Source organism: Ralstonia chuxiongensis (assembly GCF_024158925.1).
Taxonomy (GTDB): Bacteria; Pseudomonadota; Gammaproteobacteria; order Burkholderiales; family Burkholderiaceae; genus Ralstonia; species Ralstonia chuxiongensis.
On record NZ_JAMYWC010000003.1, the window covers coordinates 36,366 to 51,725 of the forward strand.

Here is a 15,360-nt window from a genome sequence, read left to right on the forward strand (position 1 = left end):
CCATGTGGGAAATCATTAGCGATTATCTGCCGGCGCTTCTCATTGGCCAATATCCGAATGGACCACTGGGTGGTTTGGTACTGACGCTCATTCTCTCGGTCCTCGGTCTTGCCCTGGCGTTTCCGCTCAGCATCGGTCTCGCACTGAGCCGACTGTCCCCGTATGCGCTGTTCCGTGTTCCGAGCACGATCGTCGTGTATGTCATCCGAGGCATTCCATTGGTGATGCTGGTCTTCTGGAGCTATTTCCTTGTTCCTGGGCTGATCGGGGAAACGGTCAGTGGATTCACGACCCTCGTTGTGACTCTGGTCATCTACCAAGCCGCCTATATGTCGGAGATTGTGCGGGCCGGCATTGAGGCGTTGCCTCGCGGTCAGACTGAAGCGGCTAGGTCACTGGGGCTGGGATACGGCAACACGATGAAGGAAGTCATCCTGCCGCAGGCGCTCTACAACATGTTGCCGAGTCTCATCAGCCAGTTCGTCTCCACGATCAAGGAGACCTCCATTGGCTATGTGATTAGCGTGCATGAACTCACGTACTCCGCAAACCAGGTGAATTCCTCGCTGCTGACGAAGCCCCTGCAAGTATTCGTCACGCTCTCGTTGATCTACTTCGTGGTGTGCTACGCCCTGACGCAGGGTGCAGCTCTCGTGGACAAACGCATCAACCGACGTCGTACTGGCGCCACCGTTTCTACCGAAGGTAAGCCCCATGATCCAGTTTTCCAAGGTCAATAAATGGTACGGCGAGTACCACGCCCTCGCCGACATCACAGAGGAAGTGAAGAAGGGAGAAGTTGTCGTCGTGTGCGGTCCATCCGGTTCAGGAAAGTCCACACTGATTCGCACTGTGAATCGGCTGGAGGAGATCCAGCAAGGGAAGATCACGCTCGAAGACGTCGACGTTCACGATAAGAAGTTGGACGTGAACCACTTTCGTACCAAGGTTGGCTTTGTGTTCCAGCAGTTCAACCTTTTTCCTCATATGTCAGCGCTTGATAACGTGTGCTTGGCACCGGTCAAGGTCGGCGGAAAGTCGAAGTCTCAAGCAAAGGAGAAGGCGATGGAACTGCTCGACCGTGTGGGGCTTGCGCATAAGGCGACTTCGTACCCGCAACAACTGTCGGGAGGGCAACAGCAACGCGTTGCGATTGCTCGTGCTTTGGCAATGGATCCGCCCGTCATGCTTTTCGATGAGCCGACGAGTGCCCTTGATCCCGAGATGGTGGGGGAAGTACTCAATGTCATGAAGTCGCTCGCACGGGACGGCATGACGATGATGTGCGTGACGCACGAAATGAATTTCGCTCGAGACGTCAGTAACCGCGTCTGGTTCATGGATGCTGGGCGCCTTGTGGAGACCGGCAAACCGAACGAGTTCTTTGCAAATCCGCAGAGCGATCGCGCAAAGCGCTTTCTGTCAGACCTCCGTTCGCACTGACGAACCCGTACGATCATGAACTCCATAGCCGAGCCAACGACAGTTGGCGTAATCGGTGCGGGCATTGTCGGCCTCTCGGTTGCTGTTCAGTTACAGCGAGATGGCTACAGAGTCACTGTCATCGATCGCGATGAGCCAATGCAGGCGTGTTCGGCCGGCAATGCAGGCTACCTGTCGGAGGCAAATATCTTTCCGCCGGCAGCTCCGGACATGCTGCTCCAACTGCCGAAGCTCCTCCTGGCGAACGATGGCCCTCTTGTCATCCGGCCCGCGTACGCGCCGAAGATGATGTCCTGGGGCCGGCATGCGCTCTCTGTAGTTAAGGGAGATGTGCGCGCAATGGTGACCAGAACGTTGGCGAGCATGACGGTACAGGCTTACGCGATGATCGAGACCCTGGCGACCTATGCCGGCGCCGCGCAGTTGTTGTCCCGTGACGGAGGGCTGGTGGCATTCAAGAATGCCCAAGCGCTCGACAAGAAGTGCGAATTGCTCAACGTGTGGCATCGGCATGGAATTCAGGTCCATAGACTGTCGGACGCAGCAATCCAGGCGCTCGAACCCGCGTTGTCGCGCGAGATAGTTGGCGGCTTGTTCTTCGAGAACTCCGGGCGGTGCAGTAACCCTCGCCGCCTGGGGCTGATTTACGCCGAGCATCTCGTTCGCAATGGTGGCGAGGTTGTACGGGACCAGGTGAACGGAGTTTCGTCGCAATCTGACGGTGGTGTGATCGTGAGAGGTGCCATCGAAGACCGACGCTTTGCAAACGTGGTCGTGTGTGCAGGGTTTTGGAGTGAGGAGCTTCTCCATTCCCATTTCAAGAGCATCCCGATTGCGTCCGAGCGCGGGTACCACCTGATGCTGCCTAACGCCGGGCTGAGCCTGAAGCGACCGGTGGTATTCGGCGAACCGCACTTTGCGGCGACTCCCATGGACGAAGGACTTCGACTCGCCGGCACGGCAGAGTTTGCCTCTGCCGACGCGCCGCCCAACATGCAACGAGCGGAAATGCTCCTGCGGTTGGCACGCCAGTACCTCGCTCCTATTGATGAAACGGGGGCGAAGCCATGGATGGGCGTGCGCCCCTCGTTGCCCGACGGATTACCTGCGATCGGAACCGTCCCCGGTCAGCCAGGCCTCCACTACGCGTTTGGACATGCACACAACGGGTTGACGTTGTCCGCAGTGACCGCAAAGTGCGTCTCCGCTCAGCTTCAGCGCGCTGCGGCTCCCATCGACTTAACCCCCTTCGATTTGATGCGTTTCGAGCGAGGGTACTTCAGCTCGAAACAACCTCGCGCCACGAATGCGCTGTAAGCCAACACAAGGGCAAATATGAACGATCTCATTCGCTTTCCTTCGCCACTGACTGCACCGCTCTCGAAGGCAGTCCGTGCCGGTGATTTTCTGTTCTTGTCTGGACAGACCCCAAAGAACGCCGACTTGACTCCGCTGCGTGGGGACATTCGCGAGCAAACCAAGAACGTGTTGGACGCAATTACGGCGAGCCTTGCAGAGCATGGCGTGGGGCTGGAAAGCGTGATCCGCGCGACCGTTTGGCTCTCCGATATCAAGCTGATGGGTCCGTTCAACGAGGTGTACCGCTCGTATTTCGATACCAACCTGCCGGTGCGCAGCACCGTAGAGGCGAAGTTGTCTCAGGACGTAGACGTCGAGATCGAAGTTACCTGCTGGGCCCCGCGCACTTCCGAGAACTGACAGAAACCGGTCGCTCTTCTGACGACACCCCTACGCAATAGAGACTCCCATGAGCAATCAGACCGAAATCGTCGCAACGCGCCTTGCCGCGGTTAAACCGTCCGCCAGCATCGCTGCAAAGGCCCGCGCAGACGCAATGCGTGCGGCAGGACGCGAAATCATTGACTTCACCGTAGGCGAGCCTGACTTCCCGACGCCGGCCCATATTGTCGAGGCGGGTGTAAGGGCCCTGGAAGCGGGACACACGCGTTACACCGCTTCGGCAGGAACGGCTGAGCTTCGTGACGCTATTGCCAAGAAGTTGCTGCGTGAGAACCAACTGTCGTATGAGACCAATGAGATCGTGGTCGGTAGCGGTGCGAAGCACATCATCTTTAACGCGTTCATGGCTTCGCTAAATGAAGGCGATGAAGTTGTGATTCCTGCGCCGTACTGGGTGTCGTACCCGGAGATGGCGCTGATCAATGGCGGCGTGCCCAAGATCGTAGATTGCCCGGCCGAGAACGGCTTCAAGATCACGGCGCAGGCCCTTGAGCAGGCCATCACCGCAAAGACAAGATGGGTGGTTCTGAACTCTCCGAATAATCCGACAGGTGCCGTGTATTCCGAGGAGGAGTTGCGAGCCCTGGGCGAGGTTCTGGTCAAGCATCCACACGTCCATGTCATGACGGATGAAATCTACGAGCACTTTGTCTATGGCTCGGCTCGTCATGTGTGTTTGCTTAACACGACGCCCGAGTTGCGCTCGCGGACGTTGGTGGTCAACGGTTTGTCAAAGTCACACGCCATGACCGGCTGGCGAATTGGTTACGGGGCTGGCCCGGCAAAGCTGATTAAGGCGATCACTTTGCTGATTACGCAGAGCACTACTTGTGCTACTTCGGCCGCCCAGGCGGCTGCGACCGTCGCCTTGAACGGCTCGCAAGCCTGCGTTGCTGAGGCGACGAAGATGTTCGAAGAGCGTCGCAACCGCATGGTTGAGCGGCTCAATGCCATCGACGGTTTCCAGTGCGACATGCCCGATGGTGCGTTCTACGTGTTCGCCTCCGTGGCGGGCCTGATTGGTCGGTCGATGCCCGACGGCAAGCCGTTCCAGACAGACGTTGACGTCGCCGCATTCCTTCGTGAGCAGGCAGGCGTGGTGACCATCGATGGCAGCTCGTATGGCCTGTCGCCTTACCTGCGTTTCTCGTTCGCAACATCACTGAGCGAGATTGACCGTGGATGCAATGCGATCGCTGCGGCCGTCTCCCAACTGAAATCCCGATAACAGTCACCTCAAGGTGCGCAAAATGAGCTACCAGTCCTTCGCGGAATTCGAGCGCATTCCGCAACACCAACTCGACCGCGCCAAGCAATTTCCGGCTGCCATTCTGTGCGATGTTGCCGGCCGCCGCGGCACGATGAACTCTCGAATTCGCGCTCTGAATCCGGCCATGTCGATTTGCGGTCCTGCGTTCACGGTTGAGGTACGCCCAGGCGACAATTTGATGTTCCACGTGGCCCTAGCCGTAGCTAAGCCCGGTGACATCATTGTGGTGGATGGCAAGGCGGATGACACCTGCGCATTGTTCGGCGACTTGATGGTCACACAGGCGGTCGCGGCCAAGCTGGGTGGTTTTGTGGTCGATGCGGCATCGCGCGACACGGATTCGCTTGCACACGGGGATTTTCCGATCTTCGCGGCCGGCACTAACCCGTGCGGTCCGACGAAGGGCTTGCCGGGCAAGCTCAGCATTCCGGTTTCAGTCGGCGGTGTTGCGGTCAATCCGGGCGATCTTATCGTCGGTGACGTTGATGGCGTGGTGGTCATCCCTCGCAACGAAATCGAAGCAGTTCTCGATGCGGCTGCGAAGAAGGTCGCCGCCGAGAAGCAGCGTATCGACGAGATCGAAGCGGGCATCTTAGTGTCGCCGTGGCTGGATGACGCACTGAAGCAAGCCGGTCTGCCCACGCTCTAAAGCGAGTCTTTGCTACCGCCCTTGCATCATCTGGGCGGTAGCTCTCAGCGAATCAAAGCTCGACTGCCGTTAGGGCTAGGAGGGCTGCACTCTCCTCCCTGCATGCTCACATGTCTTCCTCTCAGCAGCACAAATTCCCTATTGCGCCCATCGGACATTATCCGACTCCGCTAGAAGAGTTGACGCACCTGTCTGCGGAAATCGCAGGCCCGCGAATTTGGGTCAAGCGCGACGACATGACAGGAGTCGCCATGGGAGGGTCCAAGACCAGAGCGCTTGGGACGTTGCTCGGGCAGGCATTGGAAAGTGGTGCAGATACAGTCATTACCTGCGGCCCAACGACCTCGAATCACGTGCGTCTAACAGCGGCTGCCGCCAACAAACTCGGCCTGGACACCGTCCTTGTGCTACGAAAGCCTACTGAGGGTACGGCGGCAGACGTTGGCTACCAAGGCAACATGTTGCTCAACCGGGTGCTGGGTGCCAAGATCGTCTATGCCGACGCTTCTTCGCTGGCAGCCTTGGATCCGGTCATGCAGAGGGTAGCAGCGGACCTAGTTGCTCAGGGCAAGAAACCGTTCGTCATTCCCGGCGGAGGCTATTCTCCATTCGGCGCGATCGGGTACCTTGGCTTGGTGGAGGAGTTGCGAGATCAAGCCGCAGCCCACGGCGTCAACGTAGACGCGGTCGTTTGTGCCTCCGGCTCCGGCTGCATTCAAAGCGGTCTTCATCTGGGAAATCTTTTCCACGGTACTCGTTTCCCAATCATTGGGCTCACGATCAACCGAACCGTAGAGGAATTGCGGCCACGTATCGAGCACGATGTGCAGGTGGCGGCAGAAATGCTTGGCCTCGCGGCCCCTCAGGGCCAGGCCATTGAAGTGCTGGATAGCTATATTGGCCCGGGATATGCCCAACCTTCTGGGCCGGCGATGGAAGCCATCGATCGTTTGGCAAGGTTGGAAGGTCTGCTGCTTGATCCCTGCTACACAGGCAAGGCAATGGCCGGCGTCATTGATTTGGCGCGCAATCGGTTTAAGGCCGGCCAAAACATCGTGTTCATTCACACGGGTGGTTCTCCGGGCATCTTTACCTATTCGGAAGAACTTTCCGCCGTCGGGTCTGGCGCCCAGGCGGCGGTGAATTAAGCGCCTAGATCATACCCAGGGGGCGCCGCGGCCCCGACACGTGTCATCGTCTTATGTCCCAGACCTGCGATGCCTCGCTGAGATGCAGGTCGCCCGTGGGCAGTCCCGGTACGCCCTCCAATCTGGCGATCGCTGTTTTTTGCAGTGACTGATGGAGTTGAGCGAGCGCTTTCGATGAACAGGGCTTCGCGAGCGAAGGAGCACGGAGGAGCGATGAATATCCGGATGCCTTCTTGTGCCTGCACGCCTCTGCGTACTCAGGACACTGGCAAGCTGCGTGGATTGTTCTAGGTCGAGAACTCGAGTGGGGCCGCGTTCAATGTGGCAAGCAGCCGTTGAAGCTGAGATATCAAGAGGGGTACGACCACGTGTTACTACATCGTATCTCCCCTGATCGAGGGCCGTCTAAAGGTCCATGCCAAGGCGTTCTTAAGGCTGGAGATCCTCGCGGGGCGCTGATTCCCCGTGGCCACCAGAGGCTCGCTCGCATGCTGTGCCTCGGCAATTGCTTCTTGTAGGTGACGAAGCCTATCGGACCGTCTTGCAGAGAGAAGAGCGGAGTTTAGTGCGGCAAGGCCCCGCAGTTTGCCGCGTGAGACGCAACCAATGGTGCTCTCCCTGGCGCGCCTCTTGTGTGCTAACTAATTGAAATATAAGGAGTTTACTGTTTTTGGCGCGCCGTGCTGCGTCAGAGAGTTCCACATTGAGTGACCAAAGTTCCAAATTGAGTGAATCTCGACAACAGCAATCTCGCCCCCGTTCTTGAAATCGTAATACCCCGTCCCTATAATTAGCACTCGCCGGGCAGGAGTGCTAACAATGCCTCCACCCCCGATGCTTTCCCGATGCGCCGCGTCCCGCGGCGCGTTTTGTGAATAAACACTCACTTTGCATTGAGGAGTTTGTATGAACCTGCGTCCCTTGCATGATCGCGTGATCGTGAAGCGCCTGGACAACGAAACGAAGACCGCTTCGGGCATCGTCATTCCTGACGCCGCCGCTGAAAAGCCGGATCAAGGCGAAGTGCTGGCCGTCGGTCCGGGCAAGAAAGACGACAAGGGCAATGCGATTGCGCTGGACGTGAAGGTCGGCGACCGCGTGCTGTTCGGCAAGTACGCCGGCCAAGGCGTCAAGGTGGATGGTCAGGAAGTCCTGGTCATGCGCGAAGAAGACATCATGGCCGTGGTGGCGAAGTAAGCGGGCGCTCTGTCGCATCGGCTTACCAGTAACCCAATCCTCATTGTCTGCCCGGCGGATTCCCCCGGTGTAGGCAACATCCAAAGATCTCGGAGATTCTCAAGATGGCAGCTAAAGACGTAGTGTTCGGCGACGCCGCACGTGCCAAGATGGTCGAAGGCGTGAACATTCTCGCCAACGCAGTCAAGGTGACCCTGGGCCCGAAGGGCCGTAACGTGGTGCTGGAGCGCAGCTTCGGCGGCCCGACCGTGACCAAGGACGGTGTGTCGGTCGCCAAGGAAATCGAGCTGAAGGACAAGCTGCAGAACATGGGCGCGCAAATGGTCAAGGAAGTTGCTTCCAAGACCAGCGACAACGCCGGTGACGGCACCACCACCGCAACGGTGCTGGCTCAGTCGATCGTGCGCGAAGGCATGAAGTACGTTGCCGCCGGCATGAACCCGATGGATCTGAAGCGCGGCATCGACAAGGCTGTCGGCGCTGCCGTCGAAGAGCTGAAGAAGATCAGCAAGCCGACGACCACCAGCAAGGAAATCGCTCAAGTTGGCGCCATCTCGGCCAACAGCGACGAATCCATCGGCCAGCGCATCGCTGAAGCCATGGACAAGGTCGGCAAGGAAGGCGTGATCACGGTGGAAGACGGCAAGTCGCTGGCCGACGAGCTGGACGTCGTGGAAGGCATGCAGTTCGACCGCGGCTACCTGTCGCCGTACTTCATCAACAACCCGGAAAAGCAAGTTGTCCAGCTGGACAACCCGTTCGTGCTGCTGTTCGACAAGAAGGTCAGCAACATCCGCGACCTGCTGCCGGTGCTGGAACAAGTCGCCAAGGCTGGCCGTCCGCTGCTGATCATCGCTGAAGACGTTGAAGGCGAAGCCCTGGCAACGCTGGTGGTCAACAACATCCGTGGCATTCTGAAGACCGCCGCCGTCAAGGCACCGGGCTTCGGCGACCGCCGCAAGGCCATGCTGGAAGACATCGCCATCCTGACGGGCGGCCAAGTCATCGCTGAAGAAGTCGGCCTGACGCTGGAAAAGGCAACGCTGAACGACCTGGGCCAAGCCAAGCGCGTTGAAATCGGCAAAGAAAACACCACGATCATCGATGGCGCAGGCGACGCCCGCAACATCGAAGCCCGCGTGAAGCAAGTGCGTGCCCAGATCGAAGAAGCGACCTCGGACTACGACCGTGAGAAGCTGCAAGAGCGCGTGGCCAAGCTGGCCGGCGGTGTTGCTGTGATCAAGGTTGGCGCTGCCACCGAAGTCGAAATGAAGGAAAAGAAGGCCCGCGTGGAAGATGCTCTGCACGCAACGCGCGCTGCCGTGGAAGAAGGCATCGTGGCTGGCGGCGGTGTTGCACTGCTGCGCGCCCGTGCGCTGATCTCCGGCCTGAAGGGTGCCAACGCTGACCAAGACGCCGGTATCAAGATCGTGCTGCGCGCCATGGAAGAGCCGCTGCGCCAGATCGTCACGAACGCTGGTGACGAAGCTTCGGTGGTGGTGGCCAACGTCATCGCCGGCCAAGGCAACTACGGCTACAACGCTTCGACCGGCGAGTACGGTGACCTGGTGGAAATGGGCGTGCTGGACCCGACCAAGGTGACCCGCACCGCGCTGCAGAACGCCGCTTCGGTCGCTTCGCTGATGCTGACCACGGATTGCGCCGTGGCAGAACTGCCGAAGGACGATGCAGCTCCGGCAATGCCGGGCGGCATGGGTGGCATGGGCGGCATGGACGGCATGATGTAATTTGCCTGTTCGGCAACCTGGCCCGGCCATCTTTCGGGATGGCTGTTCCAAGCAAAAAACCCCGTGGGTGCGAGCTCGCGGGGTTTTTTGTTACCTGGTTTGTTAAGGCGGCGTTAACGCTGCAATGCAGTGGGCTTGGATACAATCGGCCCCACCCGCGAGCCTCAGCGTCGTTACGTATCGATAAACGATCAGCGTCCTGAAGCGGGCACGACAACAACTCAGGGAAGGGAAAACAGATGAACGACATCGCACGCGAGTCCGTCCTGGGCAGCGCCCCCGCTCCGGCTGCGCCGCAACCGCTGCGACTGCGCTTTATCGGCAGCGGCTCCGAATACTTCCGCATCTGGATCGTCAACCTGCTGCTGACCATCGTCACGTTGGGCATTTACTCGGCCTGGGCGAAGGTGCGCACGCTGCAGTATTTCTATCGCAACACGCAACTGGCTGGTTCGAGCTTCGACTATCACGGCAGCCCGACCGCCATTCTCAAGGGCCGCGCGATCATTTTCGTGCTGGCGCTTGCGTTCAACCTCCTGGGCCATTCGTCGCCGTTGCTGGGGCTGGCGTTGCTTGTGGTGATGGCCGCTGCGTTTCCGTGGCTGCTCGTGCGCTCGCTGCGCTTTCGCATGGCCAATTCCAGCTACCGCGGCCTGCGCTTTGCCTTTACGGGCAAGGATGCCGAGGGCTACATGGTGTTTCTGGTGTGGCCGATTCTGAGCGTGATCTCGCTGTATCTGCTCGCACCGCTGGCGCACCAGCGCTTCAAGCGTTTCCAGCACAAGAACACGCGCTTCGGTACCGCGCCGTTTGATTTCTCGGGCACACCGGGCAACTTCTACGGCGTGTATCTGCGCACCTTCGGGCTGGCGATCCTGGCGATCGTGGTGGCCTCTTGCCTCGCGCTGTTGCTGGGTGTGTCGTTGCACAGCGCGCCGGGTGTGGGCCAGATCTTCGGTTTCATCCTCGTCGGGTTGTTCATGTATGCCGCGATGCTGTTCCTGACGCCGTACTTCCTGTCGCGCCTGCAGAACGTGGTGTGGAACCACACCACGCTGGGCGCGCATCGCTTCCAGAGCCAGGTGGGCGCGGGCAAGCTGTTCTGGATCTTCGTGTCGAATGCGGTGCTGATCGTGATCACCGTCGGCCTGTTCACGCCGTTTGCACGTGTGCGCACGGCGCGCTACAAGCTCGACTCGGTGACGATGATCGCGGCCGGTTCGCTCGACACCTTCGTTGCCGGCGAAACCACCAACGTGGGCGCCCTGGGCGACGCAACGGTGGACTGGTACGACATCGATATCGCGCTGTAAGCGCGCTGCAGGCAAAGGCAACCGCTGTGATTCTTGCGACCTACTTCGACGGCCGTACCTCGCGCGCGCAACCCGTGCGCCTTGCCGTCGAGGCGGGCGAGGCGGTGCTGTTCGACGCGGAGGGCACGGCGTTGCGCCGCGCGGCGCTCTCCACGCTGCGGGTGTCGGAGCGCGTCAAACATGCCCCACGCTTGATCACCTTCGAAGACGGCGCGTTTTGCGAGATCAACGACCCGGCAGAGCAGGCATCGCTGAATGCGCTGCTGCATCGCACCGGCTACCGCGAGGGCTGGGTCGTGCTGGCGCAGAACAGCTGGAAGCTGGCGCTGGGCTCGTTGCTGGCCATGGTGGTCGTGCTGGCGCTGGGCTATCGCTATGGCTTGCCGTGGGGTGCCAAGGTGGTGGCCAATATGGTGCCGCAGCGCGCCGAGGCACAGCTCGGGCGCAGCACGCTGAAAGCAATGGACGAGCGCTGGCTGCGGCCCAGCAAGCTGCCCGCCGCGCAGCAAGACCGCATCCGCGCACGCTTTGCGGCGCTGCAGAGGCCTCCGCAGGCCACGCACACGTATCACATCGTTTTTCGGGATGCCGACATCGGCGCCAATGCCTTTGCGCTGCCCGGCGGCGACATCGTCGTGACCGATGCGCTCGTCAAGCTGGTGGGAGAGGGCGATGGCCTGACGGGTGTGCTGGCGCACGAGGCAGGCCACGTTGAATATCGCCATGGGCTGCGCCAGGTGATTCAGTCGTCGGCCATTGGCGCAACGGCGGCGCTGTTGTTTGGTGATGTCTCGACGATTCTGTCGGGCGTGCCGGCGGCGCTGCTGACGCTGCGCTATTCGCGTGACTACGAGCGCGATGCCGACCGCTATGCCGCGCTGCTGCTGCAGGAGAACGGCTTGTCTGTCGGCGCGTTTGCCGATGTGCTGCAGGCGCTGGAAGATACGCATGGTGGCACGCGCAAGGCCGATACCGCCAAGAAGGGCGACGCCGCCAGCGATGACGATGCTTCGGCGTTCTTCTCGTCTCACCCGCTGACGCGCGAGCGTATCGACACGCTGCGCCGCTTTGATCGCACGCACGGCGGCAGTGACAACGGCGACGCGGATTGACGCGTCACGGACTCCGCTCGTCACGCTCGTCCAATTCCTGACAGCTTCGTCATCCGTTTGATTGATTTCCCCCCTGCCTCGCGCCACCAAGAATGGTGACAGAGGGACGGGGGACATCATGCGACACGCTGAATCGGGCGTCATGAACGCATTGGCGGGTGTGCTGCCGCCAACGCTTGTGCAGCGGTTGCCGGACCGCATGATGTTGACCCGCGTGTTCCGCTTCGGGGTCTCCGGTGTTGTGGCCACCGGCATGCACGTTGCCATCGCCACCACGCTCATCAACGGTTTTTCTGCCTCCCAGGTGACGGCCAACGGCGTAGCGTTCGTCTGCGCCAACGTCTGCTCGTACCTGCTCAACGCGCTGTGGAGCTTCTCGGCCAAGCCGGGGCGCGCCAATTTCCTGCGCTTCTACGCCGTCTCACTGCTCTGCTTGGCGCTGACGCTTGCGATCTCGTGGCTGGCGCAGACGTTGGGCCTGAGCTACTGGGTCGGGCTTACTGCCATCCTTTCGGTGGTGCCGCCGCTCACCTTCCTATTGCACCGGTTCTGGACGTTCCGCTAGCGGAGGGCAACATGGGCTGCCTGCACAAACCTCCCGCAATGCAAGCGACCAAGCGGCTTCGCGTTTCATCGCTGAATCATACCTACGGCCAGTTTCGGACTGCGTCTGTGGCGGCTACAACTGACGATAAGGGACGGGGAAATCTGCAAGCGACCGGCGAGCCGCGGCAGGTAGTCGGTACAACGCCCGATAGCCACTCATACCGGCGGAGGCGAAGGCATATGCGCGCGCATACCAAACAGAGAGAACGAGGGGCGGTGCTCCCGATGGTCGGCTTGACCCTTGCCGTGTTGCTGGGAATGGCAGGTCTGGTCATCGACTTGAGTGGCTTGTTCGTGGCCAAGACGGAGCTTCAGTCAGCGGTGGATAGCTGTGCCTTGTCAGCGGCGCAGGAACTGGATGGTGCATCGGATGCACTGACTCGGGCGACGAATGCGGGGCTGACAGCGGGCAATGCCAACCGCGTCGTCTATCAAGCGTCGTCCGCATCGTTGGCGAACGCGGATGTCACGTTCAGCACGGCACTGAACGGTACCTACAGCGCAGCCGGCGTGGCGTCGAGTTCGTCGAGCTACGTCAAGTGCACGCATACCACGAGCGGGATCACGGCACGCCTGATCAAGTTCGTTGGTGGTGCCACCAGCAATGCCGTTGCTGCGCTGGCGGTGGCCACGCGTGTACATGCGCAGAGCACGTGCCCCATTCCAGTGGCCCTGATCCCAAAATCCGGGGGTACGGCTCCCAACTATGGTTTCCAGATCGGTGAGTGGGTCAGCATGCTGTACTCCGGCGGGTCCACTACACCGGGTGAGATGGGTTGGTACAACCTCGACGGCTCCACCAATGCCAACGAGACGAAAACCGAAATGGATCAGGGCTATTGCAATTCCAAGATCGGTGATCAGTTGGGGACACCTGGTGCGAAGGTCTCTGTTGACGACAACTGGAACGGGCGCTTTGGCATCTACAAGAACAAGTCAAACGCGTCGCAACTGCAGCCGGATTTCACGGGCTACGCCTATACGTCGACCAATTGGACGAACACGGTGCCGCAGAACGCCTACAGCGGCACACCTGCTGCGGGCTCCGACAAGAGCGCTGCCAATTTCAAGAGCAAACGGCTTGCCTATGCCAACTACGACGATACCGGGACGAGTGTCACCGGCGGCGACAAGATCACCGGGCTCAACGTCAAGGGCGGCTACAAGAGCCTCGCCACCAGCGGGAACAGTGGCGATTTGGCCACCTATGGGGTGAATCGGCGCGTTGTCCTAGTACCCGTCATCTCATCCGCGTCAAAGATCATCGACTACGCCTGCATGCTGATGTTGCAGCCCATTGACGGTGTCCACAACACGCCGCAGTTTGAGTTCCTGGGCAACGCAGGGGGCACCAGCAGCCCGTGTTCACCCAGTGGCCTGGCGGGCGGCAGCAAGGGCCCCTTGGTTCCGGCATTGGTGCAGTAGGAGCAAACCATGAAGACGCGACAACGACAACATGGCGTGGCGCTGGTCGAACTGGCCATCATGCTCAGCCTGCTGCTTGCCATCACCTTCGCGATAACGGAGTTCGGCCGGGCCATCTACACGTACAACACCTTGGCCAAGGCCACACGAGACGCCACCCGTTACCTGAGCACGCAGGCCGCCGGCAACACGACCTCCTATACGACTGCAACAAATCTGGCGGTCTACGGCACGCCGACGGTCGGCAGCACGCAAGCGCCGCTGGCACCGGGGCTGACGTCCAGCATGGTTTCCATTTGCGATGCGTCCAACACGAGCTGCACGTCCAACATTGCACAAGGGACCAACCCGGCCATCAACACCGTCACCGTCACGATCTCGGGCTACACGTTCAACCCGGTGATCGACATGATGGCGTTCCTGCGTTTCTATGCGGGCGGCACCGGGTCGATCACCTCGTTTCCGTTTGGGAACATCTCAGTGACCATGAGGCAGTCCTATGAATAAACATCAGAAAGGTACGACGGCGGTTGAGTTCGCCATTGTGGTGGCGCTCTTTCTGACGGTGCTGCTTGGCATCCTCGACTTTGGGCGCATTCTCTTCACCTGGAACGCCGTGGGAGAAGCGACGCGCTGGGGGGCGCGACAGGCGGTGGTTTGCGGGCAGGGCTCGACATCTGTATTGAGCAAGATGCAGACCATTCTGCCGACGCTCACGTCTGCGAATGTGTCGGTGCAGTGGTACGACACCAGTGGGGCGGTGAGCACCAGCTGTGATGCTACGAGCTGCGGTGGTGTTGCAGTCAGCGTGACCGGTATGACGGTGGCGCCTTATTCGCCTGCTACCTGGATTGGTTTTTCTCAACTCGCTGTGCCGGGGTTTTCGACTTACTTGCCGCGAGAGGTCATGGGACAGGATCCTAATAGCAGTAGTGTTTGCTCTTGAGTTAGTCTCTTAATGGTGTTGGTCTGGTTCAATTTTTTTCGGGGGATGGGCCTGGTGGTTCATCCCCTTTTTCATTCCCTGCCGGGCCTGACCCACTCTCTTGGTCTTGCCAAAGAAAGTCAGCAAAGAAAGACGTGCCCGAGCTGAGGAAAGTTCCTTTTTCCTCCTTGCAAAAAAATCCAAGACGCCATCAAGGGCAGGGACGGTAAAGCCGTCGAGAGTTCAGCGTTGCTTTGCTCGCTGTGTAGGTTGAGTGGATTCTTAGATTCGGTGCCATGTTCGGTGCACCAGAGAAAAAGGCCAGCCCATCGTGAGGTTGGCCTTGTCGTTTGGGCTGGTGTTCAGAGGGTTTGGCGTGTGACTTCTCTGCCCGAGATGGCGCCTCGAATTTCTGCAAGCGGCCGGGAACAAGGTGGGAAAACTGTCGGAGCGAAGCGACATTCCCACCCTTTCCCTGATTACAGAAGTTCAAGAGGAAGTCGCCATCTCGGGCGCATCTATCTTTGCTGACTTTCTTTGGCAAGACAGTGCGTCAGCCCCGGCAGGGGATGAAACAGGGATGGGCCACAAAGGTCCGCCCGGGCAGGGCGCGAAGGGAAGGCGAACCACTAAGCTCAACCCCGAAGCCGAAGCCGAAGCCGAAGCCGAAGCCGAAGCCGAAGCCGAAGCACCACGAAGCCCAATCCCCAGGCGCTAAAGATACAAAGGAAAAAGCCCGGCGCGCGTCCGGGAACAGGACCAC

At 59.8% G+C, this 15,360-nt stretch carries 15 protein-coding genes; all 15 read left to right on the forward strand.

Going from position 1 to position 15,360, the window contains the following annotated elements:
• The first annotated feature begins 2 nt into the window (after nt 1–2).
• The 15 genes from NKG59_RS09360 (at nt 3) to NKG59_RS09430 (ending at nt 14,618) form a co-directional block, all read left to right on the forward strand.
• Nucleotides 3–740, forward strand: coding sequence for an amino acid ABC transporter permease (locus NKG59_RS09360; RefSeq protein WP_253536513.1), 738 nt, complete (start codon nt 3–5; stop codon nt 738–740).
• Entirely contained in the window at nt 715–1,443 is a 729-nt protein-coding gene (locus NKG59_RS09365; protein WP_253536514.1) for an amino acid ABC transporter ATP-binding protein, read from the forward strand. Before NKG59_RS09360 ends, NKG59_RS09365 begins: the two co-directional genes overlap by 26 nt.
• A gap of 15 nt (nt 1,444–1,458) precedes the next feature.
• Nucleotides 1,459–2,760 carry an NAD(P)/FAD-dependent oxidoreductase gene (locus NKG59_RS09370; protein WP_253536515.1) on the forward strand — a complete coding sequence of 434 codons (1,302 nt, stop codon included), beginning with the start codon at nt 1,459–1,461 and terminating at the stop codon, nt 2,758–2,760.
• Nucleotides 2,761–2,778: 18 nt separating this feature from the next.
• On the forward strand, nt 2,779–3,162 hold the full coding sequence (locus NKG59_RS09375) for a RidA family protein (RefSeq protein ID WP_253536516.1): 384 nt from the start codon (nt 2,779–2,781) through the stop codon (nt 3,160–3,162).
• Nucleotides 3,163–3,211: 49 nt separating this feature from the next.
• The gene (locus NKG59_RS09380; RefSeq protein WP_253536517.1) at nt 3,212–4,432 is read left to right on the forward strand and encodes an aminotransferase class I/II-fold pyridoxal phosphate-dependent enzyme; all 1,221 of its coding nucleotides are present in this window, start codon (nt 3,212–3,214) and stop codon (nt 4,430–4,432) included.
• A 22-nt stretch (nt 4,433–4,454) separates the two neighbouring features.
• Complete coding sequence (locus NKG59_RS09385) at nt 4,455–5,123, forward strand: RraA family protein (protein ID WP_253536518.1); 669 nt, start codon at nt 4,455–4,457, stop codon at nt 5,121–5,123.
• A 110-nt stretch (nt 5,124–5,233) separates the two neighbouring features.
• Nucleotides 5,234–6,271 (forward strand): D-cysteine desulfhydrase family protein, encoded by a 1,038-nt coding sequence (locus NKG59_RS09390; protein ID WP_253536519.1) that lies wholly within the window; start codon nt 5,234–5,236, stop codon nt 6,269–6,271.
• Between the two features lie 906 nt (nt 6,272–7,177).
• Nucleotides 7,178–7,468 (forward strand): co-chaperone GroES, encoded by a 291-nt coding sequence (gene groES, locus NKG59_RS09395; protein WP_004629730.1) that lies wholly within the window; start codon nt 7,178–7,180, stop codon nt 7,466–7,468.
• 104 nt (nt 7,469–7,572) lie between these two features.
• Nucleotides 7,573–9,216, forward strand: coding sequence for a chaperonin GroEL (gene groL, locus NKG59_RS09400; RefSeq protein ID WP_045203590.1), 1,644 nt, complete (start codon nt 7,573–7,575; stop codon nt 9,214–9,216).
• 239 nt (nt 9,217–9,455) lie between these two features.
• Nucleotides 9,456–10,529, forward strand: a complete 1,074-nt coding sequence (locus NKG59_RS09405; RefSeq protein ID WP_253536520.1) for a YjgN family protein — start codon at nt 9,456–9,458, stop codon at nt 10,527–10,529.
• Nucleotides 10,530–10,555: 26 nt separating this feature from the next.
• Entirely contained in the window at nt 10,556–11,641 is a 1,086-nt protein-coding gene (locus tag NKG59_RS09410) for a M48 family metallopeptidase (RefSeq protein ID WP_253536521.1), read from the forward strand.
• A 118-nt stretch (nt 11,642–11,759) separates the two neighbouring features.
• Entirely contained in the window at nt 11,760–12,206 is a 447-nt protein-coding gene (locus NKG59_RS09415) for a GtrA family protein (RefSeq protein ID WP_253536522.1), read from the forward strand.
• 221 nt (nt 12,207–12,427) lie between these two features.
• On the forward strand, nt 12,428–13,672 hold the full coding sequence (locus NKG59_RS09420) for a pilus assembly protein TadG-related protein (protein ID WP_253536523.1): 1,245 nt from the start codon (nt 12,428–12,430) through the stop codon (nt 13,670–13,672).
• 9 nt (nt 13,673–13,681) lie between these two features.
• Complete coding sequence (locus NKG59_RS09425; protein WP_045203585.1) at nt 13,682–14,179, forward strand: TadE/TadG family type IV pilus assembly protein; 498 nt, start codon at nt 13,682–13,684, stop codon at nt 14,177–14,179.
• Nucleotides 14,172–14,618 carry a TadE/TadG family type IV pilus assembly protein gene (locus NKG59_RS09430; protein ID WP_045203584.1) on the forward strand — a complete coding sequence of 149 codons (447 nt, stop codon included), beginning with the start codon at nt 14,172–14,174 and terminating at the stop codon, nt 14,616–14,618. Before NKG59_RS09425 ends, NKG59_RS09430 begins: the two co-directional genes overlap by 8 nt.
• Nucleotides 14,619–15,360 lie beyond the last annotated feature (742 nt).

What these genes read in the sequence shown, in the direction of transcription:
- NKG59_RS09380 (WP_253536517.1), top strand. Translation starts at nt 3,212, where the DNA reads ATGAGCAATCAGACCGAAATCGTCGCAACGCGCCTTGCCGCGGTTAAA.
- NKG59_RS09420 (WP_253536523.1), top strand. Translation starts at nt 12,428, where the DNA reads ATGCGCGCGCATACCAAACAGAGAGAACGAGGGGCGGTGCTCCCGATG.
- NKG59_RS09390 (WP_253536519.1), top strand. Translation starts at nt 5,234, where the DNA reads ATGTCTTCCTCTCAGCAGCACAAATTCCCTATTGCGCCCATCGGACAT.
- NKG59_RS09385 (WP_253536518.1), top strand. Translation starts at nt 4,455, where the DNA reads ATGAGCTACCAGTCCTTCGCGGAATTCGAGCGCATTCCGCAACACCAA.
- NKG59_RS09365 (WP_253536514.1), top strand. Translation starts at nt 715, where the DNA reads ATGATCCAGTTTTCCAAGGTCAATAAATGGTACGGCGAGTACCACGCC.
- NKG59_RS09415 (WP_253536522.1), top strand. Translation starts at nt 11,760, where the DNA reads ATGCGACACGCTGAATCGGGCGTCATGAACGCATTGGCGGGTGTGCTG.
- groL (WP_045203590.1), top strand. Translation starts at nt 7,573, where the DNA reads ATGGCAGCTAAAGACGTAGTGTTCGGCGACGCCGCACGTGCCAAGATG.
- NKG59_RS09425 (WP_045203585.1), top strand. Translation starts at nt 13,682, where the DNA reads ATGAAGACGCGACAACGACAACATGGCGTGGCGCTGGTCGAACTGGCC.
- NKG59_RS09370 (WP_253536515.1), top strand. Translation starts at nt 1,459, where the DNA reads ATGAACTCCATAGCCGAGCCAACGACAGTTGGCGTAATCGGTGCGGGC.
- NKG59_RS09375 (WP_253536516.1), top strand. Translation starts at nt 2,779, where the DNA reads ATGAACGATCTCATTCGCTTTCCTTCGCCACTGACTGCACCGCTCTCG.
- NKG59_RS09360 (WP_253536513.1), top strand. Translation starts at nt 3, where the DNA reads ATGTGGGAAATCATTAGCGATTATCTGCCGGCGCTTCTCATTGGCCAA.
- NKG59_RS09430 (WP_045203584.1), top strand. Translation starts at nt 14,172, where the DNA reads ATGAATAAACATCAGAAAGGTACGACGGCGGTTGAGTTCGCCATTGTG.
- NKG59_RS09405 (WP_253536520.1), top strand. Translation starts at nt 9,456, where the DNA reads ATGAACGACATCGCACGCGAGTCCGTCCTGGGCAGCGCCCCCGCTCCG.
- groES (WP_004629730.1), top strand. Translation starts at nt 7,178, where the DNA reads ATGAACCTGCGTCCCTTGCATGATCGCGTGATCGTGAAGCGCCTGGAC.